Raw genomic sequence first — 20,472 nt, forward strand, 5'->3', positions numbered from 1 at the left:
CCCTGCTGTGCCTGGTCCTGATGATCCTCATGTGAGCAGGGGGGTGCCCGGCTGCGGCTTCGTGGGTCCGCAGCCGGGCCAGGGCCCGGTCGCTCGTCGGGTCGCTCCGGTCAGGCGTCGGTCGGCGCCAGCTCGGCGCTGACGCGCAGCTCGGTCGCCGCCTCGTCGGTGGTGAACACCAGCTCGCCGACGATCGTGCCGACCGCCCTCAGGTCGTCCTGGGCCTCGCGAGCCGCGGTGACCAGAGCCTCCGGGCCGGTGATCTCCACCCGGGAGAGCGCGGCGCGCATCTTGGCCTTGGCCTGCGACTTCGCGCCCCGGATCCCGGTGAGCGCGGCGGCGACGGCGTCGAGCACGAGCGGCTGGGCGGCCGCCGCGGAGCCGAGGTCGGCGGCGGTGGGCCACGACGCGTGGTGGATGGACCCGTCCTGCCACCACGACCACACCTCCTCGGTGGCGTACGGCAGGAAGGGCGCGAGCAGCCGCAGCTGGGTGTGCAGCGCGATGGCCAGCGTCGCCTTGGCCGACTCGGTCGCGGCGCCGCCCTCGGTGTCGTACGCGCGCTCCTTGACCAGCTCGAGGTAGTCGTCGCAGAACTCCCAGAAGAACTTCTCGGTGACCTCGAGCGCGGTCGTGTAGTCGTAGGCGTCGAACGCCTCGGTGGCCTTGCGGACCACGATCTCCAGGCGGCCCAGCAGGGCGCAGTCGACCGGAGCGCTGACGGCGCTGGGCACCAACGTGGTCGCGCCGACGTTGCCGAGGACGAACTTGGAGGCGTTGAGCACCTTCATCGCCAGCCGGCGGCCGACCTTCATCTGCGACTCGTCGAACGGCGAGTCCAGCCCGGGACGGCCGATGGCGGCGCGCCAGCGGACGGCGTCGGCGCCGTAGGTGTCGAGGATGTCGGTCGGGACGACGACGTTGCCCTTCGACTTCGACATCTTCTTGCGGTCGGGGTCGACGATGAAGCCGGAGATCATCGCGTGCGACCACGGCACGACCTGGTGCTCGAAATCGGCGCGGACCACGCGGGAGAACAGCCAGGTGCGGATGATGTCGTGCGCCTGGGTGGCCAGGTCGTAGGGGAAGACGCGCTGGAACAGGTCGTCGTCCTCCTCCCACATGCCGGCGATCTGCGGGGTGAGGGAGGACGTCGCCCACGTGTCCATCACGTCGGGGTCCCCGATGAAGCCGCCCGGCTTGCCCCGCTGGTCCTCCGTGTAGCCGCCCGGGACCTGCGTCGACGGGTCGATCGGCAGCTGGTCCTCGGTGGGCAGCAGGGGGTGGTCGTGGTCGGGCTCGCCGTCGACGTCGAGCGGGTACCAGACGGGGAACGGGATGCCGAAGAACCGCTGGCGGGAGATGAGCCAGTCGCCGTTGAGGCCGCCCACCCAGTTGTCGTAGCGGTGCTTCATGTGGGCGGGGATCCAGGTGATCTCCTCGCCGCGGACCAGCATCTCCTTGCGCAGCGCGGCGTCGCGGCCGCCGTTGGTGATGTACCACTGGCGCGTGGCGACGATCTCGAGCGGCTTGTCGCCCTTCTCGTAGAAGTTCGCCATGCGCTGGGTGGCCTTGGGCTCGCCATCGAGGTCGCCCGACTCGCGCAGCAGGGCGACCATCGCCTCGCGGGCGCTGAACGTCGTCTTGCCCGCCATCTCGGCGTACGCCATCGAGGCCGCGTCGCTCGCGAGCCACTCCGGGGTCTCGCGGTGGAGGCGGCCGTCGCGGCCGACCACGGTGCGGATCGGGAGGTCGAGCTCGCGCCACCACATCACGTCGGTGAGGTCGCCGAAGGTGCAGCACATCGCGATGCCGGCGCCCTTGTCGGGCTCGGCGGCGGGGTGGGCCAGGACCGGGATCTCGACGCCGAAGACGGGCGAGGTGACGGTCGTGCCGAAGACGTCCTGGTAGCGCTCGTCGTCGGGGTGCGCGATCAGCGCGACCACGCTCGGGATCAGCTCGGGCCGGGTGGTCTCGATGTGGATCGGGCTGCCGTCGGGCTTGTGGAACGCGACCCGGTGGTAGTGACCGGGGTAGTCGCGGGCCTCGAGCTCCGCCTGCGCGACCGCGGTCTGGAAGGTGACGTCCCACAGGGTCGGCGCCTCGGACAGGTAGGCCTCGCCACGGGCGTAGTTGCGCAGGAACGCGCGCTGGCTGACCGTGCGGGAGTGGTCGCCGATCGTGGTGTAGGTGGGGTTCCACTGCACCGACAGGCCGAGCTGGCGCCACAGCGCCTCGAAGGCCTTCTCGTCCTCGACGACGAGCTGCTCGCACAGCTCGATGAAGTTCGGTCGGCTGATCGACACCTGCCGCTTGGGGTCCGGCTTCTCCGGCGGGGTGAAGTCGGGGTCGTAGGGCAGGGTCGGGTCGCAGCGGACGCCGAAGTAGTTCTGCACGCGGCGCTCGGTCGGCAGGCCGTTGTCGTCCCAGCCGATCGGGTAGAAGACCGCCTTGCCCTGCATGCGCTGGTAGCGCGCGATCAGGTCGGTGTGGCTGTAGGAGTAGACGTGGCCGACGTGCAGCGAACCGCTCACGGTGGGCGGCGGGGTGTCGATGGAGTAGACGTTCTCGCGCGGCTGGGTGCGGTCGAAGGCGTAGGTGTCGTTGTCGGCCCACGCCCGGGACCACTTGTCCTCCAGGCCCTCCAGCGCCGGACGCTCGGGTACGACGACGGCACGCGGGTCGGCGCTCGTCGTGTCCGGGGCGTGGGTGCTGGGGTTCTCAGTCATGCCGGAAGTCTATTGACGGGCCTCCGGCCTGCGAAAACGAGTATCGACCCACGGCTGCCGGGCCCTAGCGTGCGGCCATGGAAGCCGCCTTCACGCTGGAGTTCTTCGACGCCCCCGAGCCGTTCCTCGCGGCGGCGGGTGGGCTGCTCGCCGCCGAGCCCGTGCTCGGCAGCGTGATCGCCAGCGTGACCCAGCGGATCGAGCGGGAGCTGGCCGAGGGGCGTGACTCCTGGGTCGAGGCGGACGCGCCGTTCGCGCGCTGGTGGCTCGCGGTGCGGGACGGCTCGGGCGAGGTGGTCAGCGCCGCGATGCGCACCGCCACGTTCAAGCCCTACCCGACCTTCGCGCTGCCGATGCCCGAGGCGGCCGCGCGGGCGCTGGCGGTCGCCCTGCACGAGCGCGGCGAGCTCCTCGGCGGGGCCAACGGCGCGCTGCCCGGCGCCGAGGTGCTGGCCCGCGCCACCGCCGAGCTGGCCGGGGGAGTGATGGTCTCGGACAAGGCGACGCGGCTCTGGGAGGCCACCGCGGTCGACGTGCCGCGGGCACCCGAGGGCCGGCTGCGGCAGGCGACCGAGGACGACGCGGAGCTGGTGCTCGCGTGGTTCACGGCCTTCCACGAGGAGGCCGACGAGCAGGCAGGCCGCGAGCCCGACCCGCACTCGGGCGAGCACAACACCCTCGACAGCGTGCTGGTCCGGATCCGCGAGGGCGTCGAGTGGCTGTGGGAGCTCCCCGACGGCACGGTCGCGCACCTGACCGGCTCCGGCCTGCCGTCGTACGGCGTCGGGCGGATCGGGCCGGTCTACACGCCCAAGGCGTTCCGTGGCCGCGGCATCGCGTCGTACGTCGTCGGGGAGCTGACCCGGCGCGGCCTCGAGGCCGGCACCCGGATGTGCCTGTTCACCGACCAGGCCAACCCGACGTCGAACAAGATCTACGCGAGCCTGGGCTACGAGCCCGTGGTCGACATGGCCGAGCACCTCGTCAAGGTCCCGACCAACGCCTAGGCTCGCCCGATGCGGCGTACGACCCTGGCCCTCGCGCTCCTCCCGCTCGCCCTGGTGCTCCCGGTCACCGCGGCTCCGGCCTCGGTCCCCGACCGGGGTGCGGCGGACGACGTGAGGTCCGCACCCCGCGTCCACCGGATCGGGGGCTGCCAGGTCTTCCCGGCGGACAACCCGTGGAACCAGCGCGTCGACCGGCGCCCGGAGTGGAAGTGGTCCGACGCCATCGTCGGCCGGCAGCTCGCCGGCCACGACCTCCACCTCGACCTCGGCACGACCGAGGAGTACTACGGGATCCCGGTCAACGTGGTGCCCCAGGACCAGCCGCTCCTGCCCCTGCAGTTCGGGGTGGACGGGGAGGACTACGGCGACGAGAGCGACCGCGGCCCGGTGTTCGTCCCGGCCGACGCCGCGATCGAGGGCGGCAGCCGCGCCGAGCCCGACCCGGGGGAGGGCGACCGGCACGTGCTGGCGGTGCGGAGCGGCACGTGCGACCTGATCGAGCTGTACGCCGCCGAGCGGGTGCGCGACGCCTCCGGCAGGGTGGTCGCCTGGCGGGCGGCGGCGGCGGCCCGGTGGGACCTCTCCTCCAACAAGCTGCGACCCGCCCGCTGGACCTCCGCCGACGCCGCCGGCCTGCCGATCACGCCCGGCCTGCTGTCCTACGAGGAGGCCGCCTCCGGCCGGATCACCCACGCGCTGCGCTTCACCATGCCGAGCGCCCGCAGCGCCTACACGTGGCCGGCCCGCCACTGCGGCCCGAGCGGCAACACCGCGCGCGACCTGCCGGCGTACGGCCTGCGCTTCCGGCTGCCGAGGTCGTTCCCTGCCAACCGCTACACCGGCGTGGCCCGCACGATCGTGAAGGCGATGAAGACGTACGGCCTGGTCTACGCCGACCAGGGCTCCGCGATGTACGTCACCGGCACCGCCGACCCCCGGTGGGAGGACGCGCTCGACCAGTTCCGTGCCAAGCCGCTCGACGGGCGCTCGCTGCAGGTCGTCAAGCCGTGGCGCAAGGTCGTCTCCTGCTGAGCGCCCGACCAGCGCCTCACTCCTCGAAGCGGTCGCCGAGGAAGTAGGCCAGGGCCGGGAGGAACGACGGGTCGTCGATCGTGTCGTAGAGCCACTTCAGCGTCAGGCTGCGGCCGTCGACGAGGTCGAGGCGCACGCGCTTGAAGCGCCACTTCGTGGAGAGCTGTGCGCTGCGGACGTCGTCCCAGGGCACGAACACGGCCTTCCGGTCACCCAGCACCTCGTCCGCGGTGCGGCGGCGTGCCCTCCTCAGGATGGCCGAGTACGAGCCCATGCCCGCCGCGCTGTCCTTGATCCGCATCCTGCGGAGCACGAGGCCGTGGGTGAGGAGCCAGCAGAAGCCGCCGGAGCGGAAGGCGCCCGCGCACCTCACGCGACCGATCACCGCCAGCAGCTCGGGCGGTCCGGCCGCGACGGCCGCACCCCGTCCCACGTCGGTCGGGACCTCCGGGGGCTCGTGGTCGAGGGACGCGCCGTTGGCCACCAGCCACTCCCGCAGGGCGGCGACACCGGCCGGGTCGTCGAGCGACGCGCTCACGAGGGGCGCGGGGTCGAGGCGTCCGGCGTGGGTGCCCACCACGTGTGCGGGGCCTGCCCAGTTCACGCGCACCCGCGCGCCACCGGCCACCAGCGCCGATCGGCACAGGGCGTCCAGCAGCTCGCGCTGGGCCGCTTCGCCGTGGGTCTCCGGATCGGCCACCACTGCGGCGACGTAGCCGCGGTAGCGACCGTCGGCCACCGCGTCGAGGACCCCTCCGAGGCGCGGGGTGGCGTCGCCGACCCGGGCCGAGGAGGTCACCAGGCCGGAGAGCTCGTCCCACGTGCGCCGGGCACCGGAGCCGACCACCTCGTCCCACCCGGCGGCGCTCAGGCCGGTGCCGGCGAACATCTCGTCCTCGAGCGCGCGCAGCACGACGAGGTAGTCGCCGAGCAGCTCGATGGAGGGAGGGGAGGAGTCGTCGGCGTCGGGCAGGCCGAGCGCCTCCATCGCCCGCACCCGGTGCTCGACGGACGGGTGCGTGTCGGTCCACCGGGTGGGCTCGGGCTCGGCGCGGAGGTTCAGCTCGGCGAGCTGGCGCTGCCGCTCGGGGTCGTTGAGGAACAGCTCGAAGCCGCCGAACACGTCCGTCGGCCGCAGGCCGTCCTCGCGTCCGGCGAGGGCGTACGTCTCGAGGAAGAAGGCCCACGCCGCGGCCAGCGGCTCCACCGCCAGCAGGGCGCGGGTCGCGGTCGACGTCCCGGACACCTGGACGGAGAACCGGTCGGCCTCGATCTCCTGCGCGCGACTGGTCGCCGCAGTGACGGCGACGTAGAACCGGGCGTAGAGGTGGAAGAAGGTGGCCACGACGGGGTGGTCCTGGAGTCGCTCGAGGGTCCGCCCGATGGCCTCGCGGCTCCGGTAGACCAGCCCGCCCAGCGCCGTGTGGCGTCCGCTGTAGTGGCCCAGCTCGTGGGCCAGCACGGAGGCCAGCTCGGCCTCGCTGAACGTGGTGGCCAGGGGGGCGCCGACGAACATGCGCCGCCGCCCGGGACGCAGCCCCAGCCAGCTCGACTCCTCCGAGACCGCGGCGTTGACGTCGGGCACCAGCCGGATCTCGTCGGGCGGGCGGGTGCCGACCATGTCCGCGAGCTGGCGTACGACGGCCCAGAGGCGCGGCTGCTCCTGCGGCGTGAGCAGCAGTCCGGGCGGGGGCGTGGTGTCGCGCCTGCGGAGCCCGAACAGGCTGCGGGCGACCGCCACCGCGACGATCGCGAGGACGAGGAAGCCCTTGCCCGCCAGGAAGCCCGGCAGGCCGTGCTGCAGCGCGAGGACCAGCAGCCAGCCGAGGCCCACCAGGACGGCGACGCCGTAGACGTAGAACCCGACGAGCAGGGCGACGGCGAGCGCGGCCCGACCGGTGTGACTCATGGCAGGTCCTCCCCCAGAACCTCGAATGCGGTGACACTAGACTCCCGGGAGTGTCCGAGCAGACGTTTTCCGGCAATGGCCGCCTCGCCGAGACCTTCGACGAGGTCGAGGACGCGCTGCTGTCGCGCTGGCCCGAGACCAAGCTCGAGCCCAGCCTCGACCGGATCGAGGCGTTCACCGAGCTGCTCGGCGAGCCGCAGCACGCCTTCCGCTCGGTGCACCTGACCGGCACCAACGGCAAGACCAGCACCAGCCGGATGATCGAGACCCTGCTGCGGGCGCTCGACCTGCGCACGGGTCGCTTCACGTCGCCGCACCTCGAGCGGATGAGCGAGCGGATCAGCATCGACGGCGAGCCGCTGGACGACGAGGCGTTCGTCCGCGCGTTCAACGACGTCGCCCCCTACACGCACCTCGTCGACGCCGAGCAGGACCACCCGCTGAGCTTCTTCGAGACCATCGTGGGGATGGCCTACGCCGCCTTCGCCGACGCTCCGGTCGACGTGGCCGTGGTCGAGGTGGGGATGGGCGGCAGCTGGGACGCCACCAACGTCATCGACGCCGACGTCGCCGTCGTGCTGCCGATCGCGGTCGACCACGCGAAGTACCTCGGCGAGGACCCCGCGACCATCGCGGTGGAGAAGGCCGGGATCATCAAGTCCGGATCGTTCGCCGTGCTGGCCGAGCAGACGCCCGAGGTTGCCGCCGTGCTGCTGGAGCGGGCCGCCGAGGTCGGCGCGACGGTCGCCCGGGAGGGCGTGGAGTTCGGCGTGCTGTCGCGGACCCCCGCGGTCGGTGGCCAGGTCGTCACGCTCAAGGGCCTGCGAGGGACGTACGACGACGTCTTCCTGCCGCTCTACGGCGCCCACCAGGCGCAGAACGCCGCCGTGGCGCTGGCCGCGGTCGAGGCCTTCGGCAACGGCGAGCTCGACGACGAGCTCGTGCGGGCGGCGTTCGCCGAGGTCACCTCGCCCGGCCGGCTGGAGATCATCCGCCGCAGCCCCACGATCCTGCTCGACGCGGCCCACAACCCGCACGGCGCGGAGGCGATCGGCGAGGCCCTCGAGGACTCGTTCTCCTTCAGCCCGCTCGTCGGCGTCATCGGCGTGATGGAGGACAAGGACTACGAAGGCGTCCTGGCCGCCCTCGAGCCGCACCTCGCCTACGTCGTGTGCACGCAGAACTCCACGCCGCGCGCGATGTCGGCCGCCTCGCTCGGCCGCGTCGCCGTCGAGGTCTTCGGCGACGACCGCGTCTCGGTCGTCCCCGACCTGGCCGACGCCATCGACCGGGCCGCCACCCTCGCCGAGGCGGGGGAGGCCATCGACGTCTCGATCGGCGCCGGCGCGGTGCTGGTCACCGGGTCCGTCGTCACCGTCGGCGAGGCCCGCGCGCTGCTCAAGGGCCGCCGATGAGCGACGACACCCCGGAGCGGATCGCCGAGCAGGACACCCCCACCAACACCGAGCGCTCGCCGCGCCGCGGCATGTGCGCCGCCGTGCTGAGCCTCGAGGCGATCACGCTCGGCCTGACCACTCCGGTCATGATCACCATCGCCGGCGTCGCCACTGGCACCGCGTTGTCGGTCGGCCTCGGCCTCGCCGTGGTCTGCCTGCTGCTGGCCGGGATGCTGCGCGCGGAGTGGGCCTACCTCGTCGGCTACGTCGTACAGGTGGCCGCGATCGGCCTCGGCTTCGTCATCCCGGTCATGTTCGCGCTCGGGGCGGTCTTCGCGGCCCTCTGGGCCGCGGCCGACCTGCTCGGCCGCAAGATCGAGCGCGAGCGCGCCGAGGCGTGGGCAGCCTGGCGGTCGGAGCAGGCCCAGCAGGAGTGACCGCGGTCTCCGCTGGCTAGGCTGCAGCCCATGACCGACGTCCAGCGCACCCTCGTCCTCGTCAAGCCCGACGGCGTACGCCGCGGCCTCTCGGGGGAGGTCCTCCGCCGGATCGAGGCCAAGGGCTACACGCTCGCGGCCGTCGAGCTGCGCGAGGCGACCAGCGAGATCCTCGCCGCCCACTACGCCGAGCACGAGGGCAAGCCCTTCTACGGTCCGCTCGTGGAGTTCATGCTCTCCGGCCCGGTGCTCGCCGTGGTCGTCGAGGGCCAGCGCTGCATCGAGGGCTTCCGCTCCCTCGCCGGCGCCACCGACCCGACCGTCGCCGCCCCCGGCACCATCCGCGGCGACCTCGGCCGCGACTGGGGCGTCGCCGTCCAGCAGAACATCGTCCACGGCTCCGACTCCGAGGAGTCCGCCGCCCGCGAGATCGGCATCTGGTTTCCCGGGCTCGCGGACTGACGCGAGCTCGCTCGCGGTCAGTCCGCGAGCGAGGTTCTTGAACATCAGCCCCGTGCGACCCCAGCATCGACCGCGGGCGTCGGAGGACTTGTCAGGCTCTCGCTGAGACGAGGTCAGCTCTTGCGGCCGCCGCCCAGCAGCCCGCCGAGCAGGTCGCCGAGGAGGTCGCCGAAGCCACCCGAGGAGCTCGAGCGGGACGAGCCGCCCGCGCCCTGGGCGGCGCCGGTGAGGATCGAGGACAGGATCGAGCCGACCACGCCGCCGCCGGCCGCGCCGCCCTTGGCCCCCATCTGCTTGGCGACGTACGACAGCACGATCGGCGCGAGGATCGGCAGCAGCTTCTGCACCAGCGAGCTCCCGGCGCCGGTGCTGCCGAGCTGGCGGACCACCTGGTCCTGCTGCCCCCCGAAGATGTGGCGCGTGATCCGCTCGCCGTCCGCGGTGTCGACGTCGGCCAGGCTGATCGGCGCCGTCGCGACGGCCGGGTCGTGCTGGCCGAGCGCCTCGGCGAGCGACGCCTCGCCGCCCGGGTCCTCGGCGTTGGCCCGGAGGCCGCCGAGCAGCGCGGGCAGCGCCACGTCCACCGCACGGCGTACGTCGTCGGGGTCCTCACCGACCTGCGCGGCGATCTGGTCGATGGGGAGCGAGGCGCGGAGCTCGTCGAGGTCAGCCATGTCCTGAACGTAGACCCGCGCGTGTCCTCCCGGGAACAGCCGTGCGCGCTCCTTAGCCTGAGCGTGGGTCGGTGGCACCGCTGACCCCTCTTCCCAGCAGCACCCGACCGCAAGGGCTCCAGCGCCAATGGCAAACAACATCATCGGCCGCGACATGGCCGTCGACCTCGGCACCGCCAACACGCTGGTCTATGTCCGCGGCAAGGGCGTCGTGCTCGACGAGCCGTCGGTGGTCGCGATGAACACCACCAACGGCGAGGTGCTGGCCGTCGGCCACGAGGCCAAGCGGATGATCGGCCGCACGCCCGACAACATCGCCGCCATCCGGCCGCTCAAGGACGGCGTGATCGCCGACTTCGAGGCGACCGAGCAGATGCTGCGCTACTTCATCCACCAGGTGCACCGCCGCCGCTACTTCGCCAAGCCCCGCATGGTGATCTGCGTGCCGAGCGGGATCACCGCGGTCGAGCAGCGCGCGGTCAAGGAGGCCGGCTACCAGGCCGGCGCCCGCCGGGTCTACATCGTCGAGGAGCCGATGGCGGCCGCCATCGGCGCCGGCCTGCCGGTCCACGAGGCCACCGGCAACATGGTCGTCGACGTCGGCGGCGGGACCACCGAGGTCGCGGTGATCAGCCTCGGCGGCATCGTGACCAGCCTGTCCGTGCGCACCGCCGGCGACGACCTCGACCAGGCGATCATCGCGTGGATGAAGAAGGAGTACTCCCTCATGCTGGGGGAGCGCACCGCCGAGGAGATGAAGATGACCCTCGGGTCGGCCTTCCCGCTGCCGACCGAGCCCGACGCCGAGATCCGCGGCCGCGACATGGTGTCCGGCCTGCCCCGCACGGTCGTGGTGTCCAGCTCGGAGCTGCGCCAGGCGCTCGAGGAGCCGCTCCACAACATCATCGACGCGGTCCGCTCGACGCTCGACCAGACCCCGCCCGAGCTCGCCGGCGACATCATGGACCGCGGCATCGTGCTGACCGGCGGCGGCGCCATGCTCCGCGGCCTCGACGAGCGGCTGCGCCACGAGACCGGCATGCCGGTCCACGTCGCCGAGGACCCGCTGTCCTCCGTCGCCTACGGCGCCGGCAAGTGTGTCGAGGAGTTCGAGGCGCTCCAGCAGGTCCTCGTCTCCGACGTGAGGCGGTTCTGATGCGTGGCCTCGGGGGCAGGCTCGGCGGCGGCCAGGACGGCCGTGAGCGGCGCTGGACCGGGCTCGACCGGCTCGAGTCGCGCAACCGCGCGCCCCGCTCGCTCCTGGTGGCGCTGCTGCTCGCCAGCGTCACCCTGATCACGCTGGACGTCTCCGGCGGCGGCAGCTCGCCGCTCGAGCCGGCCCGCCGCGCGGTGGGGGAGGCGTTCGGCCCGGCCGAGTCCGCCGCCGCTGCCGCCGTACGTCCCTTCACCTCGGTGCCCGCCTGGTTCCGCAGCAAGGGAGACCTCGCCGACCAGGTCCGCGACCTCGAGGCCAGCAACGCCGAGCTCCGCGGCAAGGTGGAGCTCGCCGGCTTCGACCGCAACCGCCTCGAGCAGTACGACGGCCTCACCAGCGCCGCTGCCGACCTCGGGTCCGCTCTGGTCCCCGCCCGGGTGGTCGCGCTCGGCTCCCGCCAGTCGCAGAGCTTCACCGTCACCATCGACGCCGGCTCCGACGCCGGGGTGGGCCCAGACATGACCGTCGTCAACAACGACGGCCTCGTCGGCCGGGTCCTGCGGGTCACGCGCGGCACCGCGACGGTGCTGCTCATCGTCGACCCCGACTCGACCGTCGGCGGCCGCGTGGGCTCCAGCATGGAGATCGGCTTCGTCACCGGCAGCGGCTCGTTGAAGGAGGAGGCCGGCCTCGACCTCCGCCTGGTCGACGACGCCTCCGTCCCCTCGCGCGACGACACCGTCGTGACGTGGGGGAGCAGCACCGGCCCCTACGCCCCGGGTGTGCCGATCGGCACGATCACCGAGGTCTACAGCTCGCTCCGCGAGGCCTCCCAGCGCGCGGTGGTCAAGCCGTTCGTCGACTTTTCCGCCCTCGACGTGGTGGGCGTGATGGTGCCCAGCGGCTCGGCGAGCGACCGGGCGATCGTCGAGGCCGACGGGAGCCTTCGATGACGTACCTCCGCTGGCTGGCCGCGCTGGCGGCAGTGGTCCTCGCGCTGACGCTCCAGGTCTCGCTCTTCCCGCACGTCGCGTGGCACGGCATCGTGCCCAACCTCTGCCTCCTCGTCGTGGTCGCGGCCGCGCTCACCGTGGAGGCGCCGTTCGCGTTGGTGCTCGGCTTCGCCGCCGGGCTCACGCTCGACCTGGCCCCGCCGGCCGACCACATCGCCGGCCGCTGGGCGCTGGCCCTCACCGTCGCCGCCTTCCTGGCCGCCCGCGTCCGCCAGGACCAGAAGCCGAGCGCCCTCGCGGTCATCGGCACCGTGGCCGCCTCGTCGTTCGTCGCCACCTCGCTGTTCGCCCTGACCGGCGTGCTGCTCAAGGACCCGACGATGTCCATCTCGGGGCTGCTGGAGGTCGTGCTGGTCGCGGTCGTCTGGGACGTGCTCCTCACCCCGTTCGTGCTGCCGCCGCTGATGAGGCTGTTCAGCCGGCTCAGCCCGCAGTGGGCCACCACGTGAGCCCGGCCAGCCAGCGCAGCCGCCTGCGGCTCGTCGTCGTCCAGGCGTTGGCGTTCTCGCTGTTCGCCACGCTCTTCGTCCGGCTCTACTACCTCCAGGTGATCGGCGGCGAGTCCTACCAGGCGCAGGCCGCCAACCAGTCGGTGCGCGACATCGTGGTCCAGCCGCAGCGCGGGCTCATCGTCGACAGCCAGGGCCGTCCGCTGGTGGCCAACCGCACGTCGTGGGTGATCTCGGTCGACCGCACCCTGCTCGGCAAGCTCGACGAGGACGAGCGCACCGAGCTCGTCCGCCGGGTCTCCGTCGTGGTCGACAGCACGCCGAAGGAGGTCGAGGCGAGGCTCGTCACGTGCGGCGACCCCGGCAGCGTCCGCGACGTCTGCTGGAACGGCTCGCCCTACCAGCCGGTGCCGGTCGCGACCGACGTCCCCAAGGCCGTCGCGCTGCGCGTCCTCGAGCAGCCCGAGGACTACCCCGGGGTGCTCGCCGAGCAGCAGAACGTCCGCTCCTACCCGCGGCCCTTCGGCATCAACCTCGCCCACGTCCTGGGCTACCTCAGCCCGATCACCGAGGACGAGTACGACCTCGCCTCCGAGCGCGACGACCGCTCCCTCAACGGGGCCTCCGTCGTCGGCCGCGCCGGCGTCGAGAAGGAGTACGACGAGTGGCTGCGCGGCCTGCCCGGCTACCGCCGCGTGGCCGTCGACTCGATGGGGCGCGTGCTCGGCGACGACTCGCTGGTCGAGAGCACCCCGGGCGACACGCTCGTCACGTCGATCGACGCCAAGGTGCAGTCCGTCGTCGAGAAGCAGCTTGCCGCGCGCATCGCCTACCAGCGCACCCAGATGGACCCGGTGACCGGCCGCAAGTACGTCGCCGACTCCGGCGCCGCGGTGGTCCTCGACGCCAAGACCGGCCGCGTCGTCGCGATGGCCAGTCAGCCGACGTACGACCCCGACGTGTGGACGGGCGGCATCAGCGAGGCGCAGCTCGCGCACCTCTACTCCGAGAAGGCCGGCACGCCGCTGCTGTCGCGGGCCACCCAGGGCCAGTTCGCGCCGGGGTCGACGTGGAAGCCGTTCATGACCGCGGGCGCGCTGACCAACGGCTACACCATGGACACGGCGCTGCCGTGCTCGTCGGGCTTCCAGGTCGGCAACCGGGTGTTCAAGAACTACGAGTCCGGTGCCTACGGCAACATCGGCTTCGCCAAGGCGCTCGAGGTCTCCTGCAACACCTTCTTCTACCGGATCGGCTACAACTTCTGGCAGAAGTTCGGGAGCGACCCGGCCGACGTGAAGGCCAAGGACCCGCTGGTGGAGGAGGCCAAGGAGTTCGGCTTCGGCTCCCGCACCGGCATCGACCTGCCCGGCGAGGCCCCCGGTCGCATCGCCGACCGGCAGTGGAAGCTCGACAACTACGAGGCGCAGAAGGACTACTACTGCGAGCTCAGCGCCAAGCCGCAGACCAAGGACACCAGCGACTTCGTCTACAAGTACGCGCACGAGTTCTGCCTCGAGGGCAACCTCTACCGCGCCGGCGACGCCGTGAACTTCTCGATCGGCCAGGGCGACACCATTGTCACGCCGCTGCAGCTCGCCCGGGCCTACGCCGCCCTCAGCAACGGCGGCACCCTCTGGGCGCCCACCGTCGCCAAGGCGATCGTGAGTCCCGAGGGCACGGTGCTGCGCCGCATCGCCCCGCGCAAGGTGGCCCAGGTCGACGTGCCGAAGAAGTACCTCGACTACATCGACGGAGCCCTGCAGAACGTCAGCCGCGTCGGCACGATGGCCTGGAAGCTCGTCGGCTTCCCGCTGGACGACGTGACCATCCGGGCCAAGACCGGGTCCGCGGAGGTCTACGGCAAGCAGACGACCGGCTGGGTGGCGTCCTACACCAAGGACTACGTCGTCGTGATGATGATCAGCCAGGCGGGCACGGGCTCGGGCTCGACGGGTGAGGGCATCCGCGCGATCTGGGAGGCGCTGTACGGCGTCGACGGCGAGACCGTCCGCCCCGCGCGCGCCGCGACGCCCGGCACGGTCCCGCCGGCGAAGCTGCCGCAGTTCCTCGACGACGGGTCGATCATGCCGCCGCGGGTGGGGGGAGTGACGCGATGACCATCCTGTCCACCCGGCCGGCACGCCCCGGCCAGGCCACCAGCAGCCTGCGGGCGCCGGGACTCGACTGGCTGCTGATGCTCGCCGCGACGGCGCTGCTGGTGCTCGGCAGCCTGCTGGTGTGGTCCGCGACCTCGACCCGCGCCGACCTCACCGGCGGCGACCCCAACGCCTACCTCCGCAAGCAGCTGGTCAACGTCGCCATCGGCGTCGTGCTCATGGTCGCGGTGATGGCCACCGACCACCGGTGGGTGCGGATCCTCGCGCCGCTGGCCTACCTCGCCAGCGTCGTCGGGCTCGTGCTCGTGCTCGTCGCGGGCAGCACGGTCAACGGCTCGCGCTCCTGGCTGCAGGTCGGCGGGATGTCGATCCAGCCCTCGGAGCTCGCCAAGCTCGCCGTGGTCATCGGGATGGCCCTGGTGGTGGCCGAGCGGACCGAGCGGCGCTGGGGGCGCAGCGTGGGCAGCCTCGAGGTCCTCGCCATGCTCGCCATCGCCGGTGTGCCCGCCGTGCTGATCCTGCTGCAGCCCGACCTCGGCACCATGCTGGTCCTCTCGGCCACGGTCTTCGGCGTGCTCGCCGTCGCGGGCGCCGGGCGCCGCTGGCTGGCGGGACTGACCCTCGGCGCCGTCGCGGGCGCGGTCGCCGCGGTGTCGGCCGGCGTGCTCAAGCCCTACCAGGTCGACCGCTTCCTCGCCTTCACCAACCCCGGCCTGGACCCGCGCGGCGCCGGCTACAACACCGAGCAGGCGCGTATCGCCGTCGGCAACGGCGGCCTGTTCGGCCAGGGCCTCTTCGACGGCTCGCAGACCCGGTCGGGGTTCGTGCCCGAGCAGCACACGGACTTCATCTTCACCGTCGCCGGTGAGGAGCTGGGGCTGGTCGGTGCAGGCGTGATGATCCTGCTGCTGGCGGTCCTGGTCTGGCGGGCGCTGGCGATCTCCGCCGACGCCGGCGACCTCTTCGGCCGCGTCGCCGCGGCCGGCATCGCCTGCTGGTGGGGCTTCCAGGCCTTCCAGAACATCGGCATGTGCCTCGGCATCATGCCGGTCACCGGCGTCCCCCTGCCGTTCGTCTCCTACGGCGGCAGCTCGCTGTTCGCCGGCATGCTCGCACTCGGCCTGCTCCAGAACATCCACCTGCGGTCGTCCGGCCCCGTCGGTCGCTGACTAGGTCGCACCACCCGACGCGACGTAGCCTTGGGGGTCGGCCGCCGGACCAGGCGTGCCGGCCCGCCCCTCTCCCGTCTTGTCGTCGAGCTGTCATCGAGGTGTTCCGATCATGTCCGTCGCGTCGGTCTTCCCGCGCCTGGAGGCGAAGCTGCCGTCGGTGCAGAAGCCCATCCAGTACGTCGGCGGGGAGCTGAACTCCGTCGTCAAGGACTGGGACTGCGCCGCCTCCTCGGAGACCGGCGGCCCCACCGTGCGCTGGGCCCTGATGTACCCCGACGCCTACGAGGTGGGCCTGCCCAACCAGGGCGTGCAGATCCTCTACGAGGTGCTCAACGAGCGCGACTGGATCCTCGCGGAGCGCACCTACTCGGTGTGGCCCGACATGGAGAAGGTGATGCGGGAGGAGCAGATCCCGCAGTTCACCGTCGACAGCCACCGCCCGGTCGGCGCGTTCGACCTCTTCGGCCTGAGCTTCTCCACCGAGCTCGGCTACACCAACATGCTCAACGCGCTCGACCTCGCCGGCATCCCGCTGCACGCGGCCGACCGCGGTGAGGACGACCCGGTCGTGATCGCCGGCGGCCACGCCGCCTTCAACCCCGAGCCGATCGCCGACTTCGTCGACGCCGCGGTGCTCGGCGACGGCGAGGAGGTCGTGCTCGCGATCTCCGAGGTCGTGCGCGAGTGGAAGGCCGAGGACCGCCCGGGCGGCCGCGATGAGCTGCTCCGCCGCCTGGCCGTCACCGGCAACATCTACGTCCCGCGCTTCTACGACGTGGCGTACGCCGCGGACGGCTCCATCGAGGCCGTCGTCCCCAACCGCCCGGGCATCCCGTTCCGGGTGCGCAAGCACACCCTGATGGACCTCGACCAGTGGCCCTACCCGGCCAACCCGCTCGTGCCGCTGGCCGAGACGGTGCACGAGCGCTTCTCCGTGGAGATCTTCCGCGGCTGCACCCGCGGCTGCCGCTTCTGCCAGGCCGGCATGATCACCCGTCCGGTGCGTGAGCGCTCGATCAAGACCATCGGCGACATGGTCGAGAACGGCATCCGCAAGTCCGGATTCGAGGAGGTCGGCCTGCTCTCGCTCTCGAGCGCCGACCACACCGAGATCGGTGACGTCGCGAAGGGCCTCGCCGACCGCTACGAGGGCTCCAACGTCTCGCTGTCGCTGCCCAGCACGCGCGTCGACGCCTTCAACATCACCCTCGCCAACGAGTTCTCCCGCAACGGCCGCCGCTCCGGGCTCACGTTCGCCCCGGAGGGCGGCTCCGAGCGGATGCGCAAGGTGATCAACAAGATGGTCACCGAGGAGGACCTGATCCGCACGGTCGCGGCGGCGTACTCCCACGGCTGGCGCCAGGTGAAGCTCTACTTCATGTGCGGGCTCCCGCAGGAGACCGACGAGGACGTGCTGGCCATCGCCGACCTCGCCAAGCGCGTGATCGCCAAGGGCCGCGAGGTCTCGGGCCGCAACGACATCCGCTGCACCGTCTCCATCGGCGGCTTCGTGCCCAAGCCGCACACCCCGTTCCAGTGGGCTCCGCAGCTCGACCACGAGGCGACCGACGAGCGGCTCCGGCTGCTGCGCGAGGTGGTCCGCGAGGACCGGAAGTACGCCCGGGCGATCGGCTTCCGCTACCACGACGGCAAGCCCGGCATCGTCGAGGGACTGCTCTCGCGCGGTGACCGCCGGGTCGGGCGGGTCATCGAGGAGGTGTGGCGCGACGGCGGCCGGTTCGACGGCTGGAGCGAGCACTTCTCCTACGACCGCTGGATGGCCTCCGCCGAGAAGGCGCTCGCCGGCACCGGCGTCGACGTCGACTGGTACACCACCCGCGAGCGGGACTACGACGAGGTGCTGCCGTGGGAGCACCTCGACTCGGGCCTCGACAAGGACTGGCTGTGGGGCGACTGGGAGGACGCGCTCGCGGCCGCCGACGGCGCCGACATCGAGATCGAGGACTGCCGCTGGACGCCGTGCTACGACTGCGGCGTGTGCCCCGAGATGGGCACCGAGATCCAGGTCGGCCCGACGGGCCAGAAGCTGCTGCCGCTCAGCGTCGTCTGAGCGAGGGCCCGGGACCCGGGCCACCTATACTGCTCGACGTTTGCGGGGTGCACCCACGCGCCCGCGGACGACCCGTAGTGCAACAGGAGGGAAATCGCGTGCTCGACGAGCCACGACTGGACGAGCCGGTGATAGTCGGGGTGCAGTCCCTGCTCTACCACACGCCGCTGGAGGGCGTGGAGCGCATGCTGGAGGCGCTCGACAACTCCTCCCGCATCGGCCAGAGCGAGGGCATGTGCACGGGCTTCGTGGTGACCCTGGGTGACGCGTCCTCCGAGCGGCTGCTGAGCGAGGAGCAGCTCGAGGAGCTGCGCGCCCGCCTGCCCCACATCCACCAGCTGCGCTACCACTTCTTCGGTGGCAACGTCGGCACCTCGCGCGGGCACAACGAGATGGCGCAGATCCTGGACAACCCGGACTACATCATCTTCTCCAACCCCGACGTCGTGGCCGAGCCGCGGGCGATCTGGCGGATGCTCGCGGTCTTCAAGGACTCCTCGGTGGGCTTCGTGGAGGCCAAGCAGCTGCCGATCGAGCACCCCAAGGACTACTCGAGCGGCACCGGGTTCACCTCGTGGGCCACGACCGCGTTCGCGATGACGCCGCGCGACCTCTTCCTCGAGCTCGGCGGCTTCGACGCCAAGACCTTCTTCATGTACTGCGACGACGTCGACTACTCCTGGCGGGTGCGCGAGGCCGGCAAGCAGGTCGTCTTCCAGCCCGCCGCCGTGGTCTTCCACGACAAGTACCTCGACACCGACGGCCGGTGGATGCCCACCAGTGCCGAGGTGCGCTTCTCCGCCGAGGCGGGCCTGCTGATCGCCCACAAGTGGTCCAAGCCCGGCCTCGTGAAGTCCATCCTGCGGCGCTTCGAGTCCGACGACGCCAGTCCGGAGGAGAAGGCCGCGGCCGCCGAGTTCCGGGCGCGCGAGCGCCACGGCAACCTCGTCGAGCAGCGTGACCCCCAGCACAAGATCGGCACCTTCGCCAAGGGCCGCTACGCGGAGCACAGGTACTCACTGTGAACGACTTCCACAAGTACGACAACGAGGTCCAGCCCGACAACAAGTTCGGGCACACGCTCCGGCTGCTCGAGGAGCACCTGCCGGCCGACCTGGGCCAGGACGGCGTCCACCTCGACCTGGCGTGCGGCTTCGGCCACATCGCCGAGCCGATCAAGGACCGCTTCGGCCTCCACTACGTCGGCGTCGACGTCGACGACCACGAGCTCGACCAGCTCCGCGAGCGCGGACTGGAGGCGCACGCCGCCGACCTGACCGACCCCGACGTGGGGGAGCGGCTGCGCAAGGTCCTCGACGGCCGCCGGCTGGTGTCGGTGACGTTCCTCGACGGCCTCGAGCACCTCACCAACGGCACCTACGCGCTCAACGCCCTCGGCGAGCTGCTCGCCGAGCACCGCGCCATCGCCGTCACGAGCGTGCCCAACGTGACCCACCTCGACGTGGGCATCAAGACGCTGCTCGGCACCTGGGACTACACCGAGGCCGGCCTGCTCGACGTCACCCACTTCCAGCTCTACAGCGAGCGCAGCCTCACTGCGGCGTTCCGCTCGGCCGGGCTGTCGCGCATCGGTCGCGAGGACGTCCTTCTCGCCAAGAGCGACCAGCACTTCCCGTCCCACCACGTCGGGCTGTCCGAGGCCACGACGTTCTCCCGCTACCTCCGCACCGTGCGCGGCGACGCCGAGCCCAACGGCCTGGTCAACCAGTTCGTGTGGGCCCTGACCGCCGCGCCGGCACGGCCGACGCGGCACTACGTCGACCCGGACGCGACCGAGGCCGACCGGTTCCTCAGCGTCGTGATGCGCACCCAGGGCCGCCGGATCCAGGAGCTCCGCGAGGCGCTGCTGTGCCTCGGCGCCCAGTCCTGCCAGGACTTCGAGGTGCTGATCGTCGCCCACCGGACCAACGCGGCCGAGCAGAAGGCCGTCGAGGTCGTCATCGACGACCAGCCGCCGGCCCTGCGCGAGCGGATCCGGCTGATCCTGCTCGACCGCGGCCAGCGCTCGGCCCCGATCAACGCGGGCATCGACGCGGCCACCGGGCGCTACGTCGCGATCTTCGACGACGACGACGTCGTGATGGGCGACTGGGTCAAGGAGTTCGCCGACGCCGAGCGCGAGCACGGCGGCCGCCTGCTCCGCACGATCGCCATGAAGCAGGGCGCCTCGGTCGACACCGTCCGCGGGCTCCCCGGCATCCGCTCCACGACGGCGCCGGAGAAGGCCTACGACCACGACTTCTCGCTGGCCGGCCACCTCGTCGCCAACCAGTCGCCCCCGATCAGCTGGATCTTCCCGCGATCGCTGGCCACGGACTTCGGGATGAGCTACGACGACTCCATGACCACCACCGAGGACTGGGAGTTCCTGCTCCGCGCGGCCCAGGTGGCGGGCGTCACCGACATCGGGCGCGGCACCGCGATCTACCGCTGGTGGGAGACCCGCGAGTCCTCGCGCACCGCCCACCCCGCCGACGAGTGGGCGCAGAACCAGCGCGAGATCGAGCGGCGCGTGGACTCCCGTCCCTTCCTGCTGCCGCCGGGCGAGACCCGCCAGCTGCGCACCGACCTGCTCGAGCTCAAGGAGCTCCGCAAGCGCAACGCGCGCCTGGAGCGACAGATCCGGCGCGTGGAGCAGACGTCGCGGAAGAAGACCCAGCAGATCCGCCGGCTGCGCGGCAAGGTGCGTCAGGGCCAGCCGCAGGGGCAGAAGCCGGGTGGAGCCGGCGCCAGGGCCGCGAAGCCGGGGCTGCGGGCGCGGCTGCGCCCCCGGACCCGCGTCAAGGCGCTCGCGCGCCGGCTGCGGGGCTCCTGAGCCATCGG

16 protein-coding genes are annotated in these 20,472 nt (G+C 72.0%); 13 read left to right on the plus strand and 3 right to left on the minus strand.

The annotated features are described in order from the left end of the window. Positions 1-110: 110 nt before the first annotated feature. Positions 111-2,729: a valine--tRNA ligase gene (valS, locus tag ACE3QY_RS12505; protein ID WP_374456347.1), complete on the minus strand. Its 2,619-nt coding sequence runs from the start codon at positions 2,727-2,729 to the stop codon at positions 111-113. Positions 2,730-2,806: 77 nt separating this feature from the next. Here valS and ACE3QY_RS12510 point away from each other — a divergent pair, with 77 nt between their 5' ends. Beyond that, positions 2,807-3,736: a GNAT family N-acetyltransferase gene (locus ACE3QY_RS12510; protein WP_374456348.1), complete on the plus strand. Its 930-nt coding sequence runs from the start codon at positions 2,807-2,809 to the stop codon at positions 3,734-3,736. A 9-nt stretch (positions 3,737-3,745) separates the two neighbouring features. Continuing rightward, positions 3,746-4,768, plus strand: coding sequence for a hypothetical protein (locus ACE3QY_RS12515; protein WP_374456349.1), 1,023 nt, complete (start codon positions 3,746-3,748; stop codon positions 4,766-4,768). A gap of 16 nt (positions 4,769-4,784) precedes the next feature. Here ACE3QY_RS12515 and ACE3QY_RS12520 read toward each other — a convergent pair whose 3' ends face one another. Further along, complete coding sequence (locus ACE3QY_RS12520; protein ID WP_374456350.1) at positions 4,785-6,677, minus strand: M48 family metallopeptidase; 1,893 nt, start codon at positions 6,675-6,677, stop codon at positions 4,785-4,787. 50 nt (positions 6,678-6,727) lie between these two features. On the opposite strand from ACE3QY_RS12520, the gene ACE3QY_RS12525 reads away from it, so the two are divergent. From ACE3QY_RS12525 to ndk, 3 genes are read left to right on the plus strand one after another with little or no spacing between them, the layout of a single operon-like run. Next, positions 6,728-8,092 carry a folylpolyglutamate synthase/dihydrofolate synthase family protein gene (locus ACE3QY_RS12525; protein WP_374456351.1) on the plus strand — a complete coding sequence of 455 codons (1,365 nt, stop codon included), beginning with the start codon at positions 6,728-6,730 and terminating at the stop codon, positions 8,090-8,092. Further along, positions 8,089-8,511, plus strand: coding sequence for a DUF4233 domain-containing protein (locus ACE3QY_RS12530; protein ID WP_374456352.1), 423 nt, complete (start codon positions 8,089-8,091; stop codon positions 8,509-8,511). Before ACE3QY_RS12525 ends, ACE3QY_RS12530 begins: the two co-directional genes overlap by 4 nt. A 30-nt stretch (positions 8,512-8,541) precedes the next feature. After that, on the plus strand, positions 8,542-8,973 hold the full coding sequence (gene ndk / locus ACE3QY_RS12535) for a nucleoside-diphosphate kinase (RefSeq protein ID WP_374456353.1): 432 nt from the start codon (positions 8,542-8,544) through the stop codon (positions 8,971-8,973). A 113-nt stretch (positions 8,974-9,086) separates the two neighbouring features. Here ndk and ACE3QY_RS12540 read toward each other — a convergent pair whose 3' ends face one another. Beyond that, positions 9,087-9,647: a DUF937 domain-containing protein gene (locus tag ACE3QY_RS12540; RefSeq protein WP_374456354.1), complete on the minus strand. Its 561-nt coding sequence runs from the start codon at positions 9,645-9,647 to the stop codon at positions 9,087-9,089. A gap of 127 nt (positions 9,648-9,774) precedes the next feature. Between ACE3QY_RS12540 and ACE3QY_RS12545 the strand changes: the two genes are divergently transcribed. The 8 genes from ACE3QY_RS12545 to ACE3QY_RS12580 all read left to right on the plus strand — a co-directional run bounded on the left by ACE3QY_RS12545 (position 9,775) and on the right by ACE3QY_RS12580 (position 20,464). Further along, positions 9,775-10,803 (plus strand): rod shape-determining protein, encoded by a 1,029-nt coding sequence (locus ACE3QY_RS12545; RefSeq protein ID WP_374456355.1) that lies wholly within the window; start codon positions 9,775-9,777, stop codon positions 10,801-10,803. Continuing rightward, positions 10,803-11,756 (plus strand): rod shape-determining protein MreC, encoded by a 954-nt coding sequence (mreC, locus tag ACE3QY_RS12550; RefSeq protein ID WP_374456356.1) that lies wholly within the window; start codon positions 10,803-10,805, stop codon positions 11,754-11,756. The genes ACE3QY_RS12545 and mreC overlap by 1 nt, the downstream gene beginning before the upstream one ends. After that, positions 11,753-12,265 (plus strand): rod shape-determining protein MreD, encoded by a 513-nt coding sequence (gene mreD / locus ACE3QY_RS12555; RefSeq protein WP_374456357.1) that lies wholly within the window; start codon positions 11,753-11,755, stop codon positions 12,263-12,265. The genes mreC and mreD overlap by 4 nt, the downstream gene beginning before the upstream one ends. Next, positions 12,262-14,385, plus strand: a complete 2,124-nt coding sequence (gene mrdA / locus ACE3QY_RS12560) for a penicillin-binding protein 2 (RefSeq protein WP_374456358.1) — start codon at positions 12,262-12,264, stop codon at positions 14,383-14,385. The genes mreD and mrdA overlap by 4 nt, the downstream gene beginning before the upstream one ends. Continuing rightward, the gene (rodA, locus tag ACE3QY_RS12565; RefSeq protein WP_374456359.1) at positions 14,382-15,554 is read left to right on the plus strand and encodes a rod shape-determining protein RodA; all 1,173 of its coding nucleotides are present in this window, start codon (positions 14,382-14,384) and stop codon (positions 15,552-15,554) included. The genes mrdA and rodA overlap by 4 nt, the downstream gene beginning before the upstream one ends. Before the next feature lie 112 nt (positions 15,555-15,666). Next, positions 15,667-17,628 carry a TIGR03960 family B12-binding radical SAM protein gene (locus ACE3QY_RS12570; protein ID WP_374456360.1) on the plus strand — a complete coding sequence of 654 codons (1,962 nt, stop codon included), beginning with the start codon at positions 15,667-15,669 and terminating at the stop codon, positions 17,626-17,628. Positions 17,629-17,726: 98 nt separating this feature from the next. Further along, positions 17,727-18,653 (plus strand): hypothetical protein, encoded by a 927-nt coding sequence (locus tag ACE3QY_RS12575; protein WP_374456361.1) that lies wholly within the window; start codon positions 17,727-17,729, stop codon positions 18,651-18,653. Continuing rightward, positions 18,650-20,464, plus strand: coding sequence for a glycosyltransferase (locus ACE3QY_RS12580; protein WP_374456362.1), 1,815 nt, complete (start codon positions 18,650-18,652; stop codon positions 20,462-20,464). The genes ACE3QY_RS12575 and ACE3QY_RS12580 overlap by 4 nt, the downstream gene beginning before the upstream one ends. Positions 20,465-20,472: the final 8 nt, after the last annotated feature.

It is taken from the genome of Nocardioides sp. (genome assembly GCF_041913365.1).
Lineage (GTDB): Bacteria > Actinomycetota > Actinomycetes > Propionibacteriales > Nocardioidaceae > Nocardioides.